4 protein-coding genes are annotated in these 5986 nt (G+C 55.7%); all 4 read left to right on the forward strand.

The annotated features are described in order from the left end of the window. On the forward strand, positions 1–3832 hold a 3832-nt coding region (locus SFX18_19125), incomplete at its 5' end, for a polymorphic toxin-type HINT domain-containing protein (protein MDX1965266.1). 13 nt (positions 3833–3845) lie between these two features. Then, positions 3846–4295: a hypothetical protein gene (locus SFX18_19130; GenBank protein MDX1965267.1), complete on the forward strand. Its 450-nt coding sequence runs from the start codon at positions 3846–3848 to the stop codon at positions 4293–4295. 52 nt (positions 4296–4347) lie between these two features. Continuing rightward, the gene (locus tag SFX18_19135) at positions 4348–5097 is read left to right on the forward strand and encodes a polymorphic toxin-type HINT domain-containing protein (protein MDX1965268.1); all 750 of its coding nucleotides are present in this window, start codon (positions 4348–4350) and stop codon (positions 5095–5097) included. A 4-nt stretch (positions 5098–5101) separates the two neighbouring features. After that, complete coding sequence (locus tag SFX18_19140; GenBank protein ID MDX1965269.1) at positions 5102–5482, forward strand: hypothetical protein; 381 nt, start codon at positions 5102–5104, stop codon at positions 5480–5482. Positions 5483–5986: the final 504 nt, after the last annotated feature.

Raw genomic sequence — 5986 nt, forward strand, 5'->3', positions numbered from 1 at the left:
CCGGCTGACCGCCGAACATTGGGACCCCCAGGGAGATGAAGCGCTCTTTACCAAGTACCAGTACGCGCACGACGCGGCGGACGACCTGTTGGGAGTGTCGGAGCGGGTGACCGGCGGGAGCGCGTTGGTCCAGACGCACGCTTTTACGCGGGACGCGCGGGGTCGGCTGGCCACGTCGCAGCAGTTGGCGGGGGGCCGGGTGTGGGCGCAGCAGTTCGCCTATGACGACCTGAACCGCCGCGTCGCGCAGCGGGTCGAGCATTTTGGGGGGAGCGGCGGCGCCACGGTCATCCCCAGCGCGACTGTCACCACGGCGAATGGCACGCTCGTGGGCAGCCTGCCTGGCGACACGGTCACCGACTTTGCCAATCATTACAGCTACGACGCGCTGTCGCGGTTGACGCGGGTGACGCAACTGGACCGGACGGCGGAGGGTGGCACTGGCGTCCCGCCAGTGGGCCTCACATACGCGGCGGTCCTGGCCAAGGACGCGCGGCTGGAATATAACGCCCACGGCCAGTGGACGACGATCACCCGCGGGGAATCGGGCGTGTACGTGGCGGGGTTGACCAGCGCGACGTACGCGACGGCGGGGAATCCGGCCGAGGTCGCCACGTCGCGGTTTGAGTACGACGCGCTGGCCCGCAACACCAAGTTGACGCACAAGCGCGAATCGCAGTCCGGCTCGGCCGCGCTCAACACGTACACCTATGTGTTTGACGCGCAAAACCGGATCACGACCATGTCCAGCCTGGACGGGGGTAAGTCGTTCGGCTATGACGCGGCGGGGCAGTTGATCCTGGAAAACGCCGTCGGCGCGACGGAGCAGACCTACACCTATGACCTGAACGGCAACCGCGCGCGCACCAACCAAGGGGGCGTCAAACCGGTCGAGCACGCTCCGCAGAACCGCCTGTTGCGCGACGGGACGTACCAGTACGAGTACGACGCCGAGGGGCACCGCGTGAAACGGATCAAGCTGAACGCCGGGGGGCAGCCGACCCTCGAACGGGAGGAATTTAGCTACGACCCGCGCGACCGGCAGACCCTGGCCAGTCTGTATGACGCCACGGGCGCGCTGGTCACCGAGGTCGCGTACGAGTACGACGCGTTCAATAACCGCACGGCCAGGATCGAGCGGACGTTTAATCCCGGGACCGGCGCATTGACGGGCGTGATTGTGGAGCGGTTTGTGTATGACGGGGTGGATGTTATCATCGACCTGCGCGGAACTGGCGCGACCGAATCCGCCGCCGAGGCCGCGCTGGTGGTCAAGACGCGCTATCTCTGGGCGGATCACGCCCGCGCGGGGGAGACGAGTCTCTTGCTCGCCCAGGAAGATGTAGTGGCGTTGGCCACAACGCCCACGGTGGCGAATGTCCTTTGGGCGTTTGGCGACCACCAGGGGACCGTGCGGGACCTGGCCCGGCTGAAGGATACGGCGGGGGTTCTGACAATCCAAAAGGCCGCCCATTACAGCTTTGACGCGTTTGGCCGGTTCACGGGGGGGCAGGAACTCAACGCCGCGGGGACCGCGCTCGTCACCGTCACCGGACCGAGCGTGTTGGGCGCCAACTCCACCCGGTATCTGTACACCAGCCAGGAGTTGGACCGGTATCTGCGCACGTACCACTACAACCGTCGCGTCTACGACCCCGGCTCGGGCGTGTTCACCATCACCGACCCCATCGGATTTGCCGCCGGCGATACAAACCTCTCCCGCTACGTGGGGAATGGGCCGGTGAATAAGACGGATCCGAGCGGGTTGTATACTCCAAACATGGATGCAAATATGAGTGGCGATACTGTCATTTACAACAATATTCAACCTCAGCCATCACCTCCACCACCATCCCCGCCACCTCCTCCATCCATGGACGAATTGCAAAAATTGGCCCAAGGTTCTATCCGAGTTCTGCGTTCCCAGCGGGAAGAAATCTACAGGGAAGTTGCCGAGTTGGGCCAGCTAAATGAAAATGAGTGCACCACAGTGGAAGAGTTGCTTGCGAAATACAAAAAAATTAATGAAAAGTACAAAGCTTATTTGAATGAATTGGCGGTGGCCAACAAGCGCGCCAGCGATTTGATAACCGAGCGTACTATTCCTGGTGGCAGCCAGGATGAAGCGCTCATCAAGGAAATCAATAGTTTCGGACTCATCGATGGATTGACCTTGGATGAGGGCGCGACGGATAGTTTAGCGGCGACTTTCCGGGAGAATATGGAAAAAAGCAATGCCCAGGCGGAACGCTTAAAAACCATTGAGATCGCGCTCGAACGCACCCAAACCACGATCGAAGCCATTGAAACCGGCACCGCGGTCTATGGAGGGGTCACTCAACTCGCCAAATGCGGTTTCAAGGCGACCTTGGCGCATTGGATCAAAAGCGAAATCAAGAACCAAGCCACGCAGTATGTGATGAACAATTATGTGGCCAAGGAATTGGAAGCGGCGGGAATTGATCCCAATCAAGTTGCTTTGGGTATGCGGGCCTTTGCGGCACTCCAAAGCGTTTGTTTCGTTGCGGGAACCCAAGTGGTAATCCTGCCACCGCCAAACGACGTAAAATCCACCGATAATACTGTTCCACACGCCACGGGCGTGCCGTTCCCGTTGGCCTCCGCCGCCGCTCTTGTGGGCCTTGGGCTGGTTTGGCAGAATAAACAAAAGACATCCCAACGGCAAAAATCCCAACACACTTTGCGGCGCAAATCCCGCCCGGGTGTTCCAGTGCGTGTGGAATCTCAAGCATCTTCCGATGACATGGACCCAACCTGGCCTCCCGCAGCGAAAGACTCTCTGGGTGCAACCACACCGGAAAGCTCTTTAGTCACTGCGTTGGCGACCAAACTACCCGCCACCGTAACTTCTGGTGATAACAAGGCAACTCTTGCGCCTAGCGGCATGACTTCACCCACCCTAGCTCCCGGCCGGCACGGTATTTGGGGGGGTGTGGCGTTGCTGCTGTTGGCCATCATGGCGGCCTGCGGATTCCCGCTCATGCGCGGCGCGTTAGAACGCGCGACCGTTTCAGCCAGCCTGCCAGCCCACGCGGCTAACCGGTTAGCCACCAAAAACATCGAGGACATCGTTCCCGGCGACATGGTCTGGGCCGCCGATCCCCAGTCGGGAGTTTCCGGGCCGCGACGCGTGGTTGAGGTTTATCGCAACCCCACCCATGAACTGCTGCATCTGACTCTACGCGGGGAGTCGAATGGCAAAAATCTACCGGAATTCAGCTTCGTCACCACGCGCGAGCATCCGTTCTGGACAACAAATCGGGGCTGGGTCGCGGCGGGGGAACTGGTCCCGGGGGACAACGTGCGGCGGCTGGACGGCACCGTGGGCCAGGTCTTGGGGAGCGCGGTGCAAACGCTACCCACGCCGATCACGGTGTATAATTTCCAGGTCGAGGGCCTCCACACGTATTTTGTTCTGCCGGTGGCGGAGGGCACGCCAGTTGAACAAGACGTTGCCGGACTGGCGTTCTTGGTGCATAACAGTTGTCGTGATCCAGAAACTGGAAGATTTGCCACTGATCCAAATAAACCACCGGAATCTCCAAAGGGTCCACACGGAAATACGGCCGATGACCGTCCCGCCACGCGTTATAAAAAGTATGATAAAGATGGCAATTTCCGTAAGCACGGTGTCACGCAGCACGAGGATCCTAGCAAGCGTTACTCAAAAGCAGAAATTGACGGTGGTCGCGTAGATGATGTAGATCGCGGACCACGCAAAGATATGTTGAAAGATGAACGGCGTGAAGTCGAAACCAATCCCGGACCAGACAATCACGAACCCTGGGCGGGTAAGAATAAACCGAAATAGGTCAAGGATTCGCATGGCAACTGATACTATTACACTCGGCGTGCAAGCGGGAGATGAAGAGGCTGGTGATACCATGAATGGCTACTTTATGCCGCTGCGCAAATTGTTGGCAAAGAATTGCGTTGGTCCATACAGCACCGCAATCGCTGAATTCTCTTTAGTGCTGCGCATTGATGGCAAGATATCGTATTGGAATTTTGAAGGCTGCGATAGGCTGCGAATTAATCATCGCTGTCGCTACATCACAATTGATATTGGCGTTCCCGAGTCGCGCTGGAGGAATAGCGATCCGACTAGTATCGCCAATTATTTGGTGGATTGTGTCGCCGAAGGACTGAAAATGATGGTTGCCAAACTCATAAAGTCCAAAATTGAAGTAGCTGAAGCGCAACTTTTCGCGGATTTTGAGACAGTTCGTAACGAGTATTTGAGAGAATTTCCAAAATCTACGGAGGAGACTTAGACCAGAATATTTTGGTTAGCATTCTTATTTTAGGCAACAGTCGCCGCGGTTCATCACCAATGCTTTTAAGGATAGCCGGCGGGGCGATCTTGTTTGGGCCGCCGATCCCCAGTCGGGAGTTTCCGGGCCGCGACGCGTGGTTGAGGTTTATCGCAACCCCACCCGCGAACTGCTGCATCTGACACTACGCGGGGAGTCGAATGGCAAAAATCTACCGGAATTCAGCTTCGTCACCACGCGCGAACATCCGTTCTGGACAACCAATCGGGGCTGGGTCGCGGCGGGGGAACTGGTCCCGGGCGACAGCGTGCGGCAGCTGGACGGCACCGTGGGCCAGGTCTTGGGAAGCGCGGTGCAAACGCTACCCACGCCGATCACGGTGTATAATTTCCAGGTCGAGGGCCTCCACACGTATTTTGTGCTGCCAGGGGCGGAGGGCACGCCAGTTGAACAAGACGTTGCCGGACTGGCGTTCTTGGTGCATAATGCGAATGGGAAAAGCTGTGCTAAACAAGATCCGCCAAACAAATACGGATCAAAAGGGAAACCGGATCACCAACAGAAAGTTGATGAGCTGGAATCCAAAGCAAGAGGCGAGGCAAAAGAAGGTGAGACTGTGTTACGCGAACGCAAGTTGCAAGGCCATGATTCAAGCCGAATCCCAGATGTTCAGATTGTTGACCCTGCGGGAAGAGCAAGGAAAACTCTTGAAGCAGAACGGCATCCCAACAGAAATCGAAATCTTCAGCGTGAAGAAGAATACAACGGTCTTGGGTTAGAAAACGAAACACATGGTTTATAGTAATATGCCGCAAACTGATGCGTTCATGAGCGAGTCAGATGTCGAGGAGATAGTATGCGAGCTATTTGCTAATAATTGCCTAATAATACCTGATCTTGTAATGAATACGCCGGAAGTAAAGACAGTCGGTTCAATGAATGTTTTTAAACAGATTCGTAGTACAGAGGGTGCAGTTCACTTTTTTGTTATTTCGGACTTATGGATTGTATGTCCACTTGAATATGGGAGCTTTCCTAAAGACGGAAAAAAAATTATTTTATTAGACAGAGATCGGGTGGACCTGCACTTACATTATATGCCCCAAGTTATTTTGGCAATCATGGTCAAACAACAACAATTCATCATGGCTTTGTTGCATATGACAATACTTTTTGGAATTCACTGATTAAGGCCAATGATAAGCCTTGCAAAGCTCTTAAGTTGATGTATAAACGTGTTGTTGATAAATTGCGTGACAAAGCAGACATAATTCGAGGAAAGAACAGGCTTTATCTCATTGCCAAAGGCGCAAAGTCTCTATTGGAAAAAGGATGGCGATTAGGACCACCTTTTAGCGAGTAGCTGTAGTTAAGCCCTGTGCTAAAAAATATAGCAGTCCTCGAAAAGTGTACGCTCAGCTCACAATCCGGCGGAGTAGGGGGAAAGGGGCTCTTCGCTTGTACCATACACTCCTCATATAACTCTTGCCCGACTAATGAAGTGCCAGCAACCTGATTTACCTGTGCGGTACATAATGTGACTGAATGGACGCCTGACCGGGCGTACCGACCGCAACGGCAACCTGCGGGAATTTACCTATGACAACCTGGACCGGCTGACCGCCGAACATTGGGACCCCCAGGGAGATGAAGCGCTCTTTACCAAGTACCAGTACGCGCACGACGCGGCG

The organism is Pirellulales bacterium, from assembly GCA_033762255.1.
Taxonomy (GTDB): Bacteria; Planctomycetota; Planctomycetia; order Pirellulales; family JALHPA01; genus JANRLT01.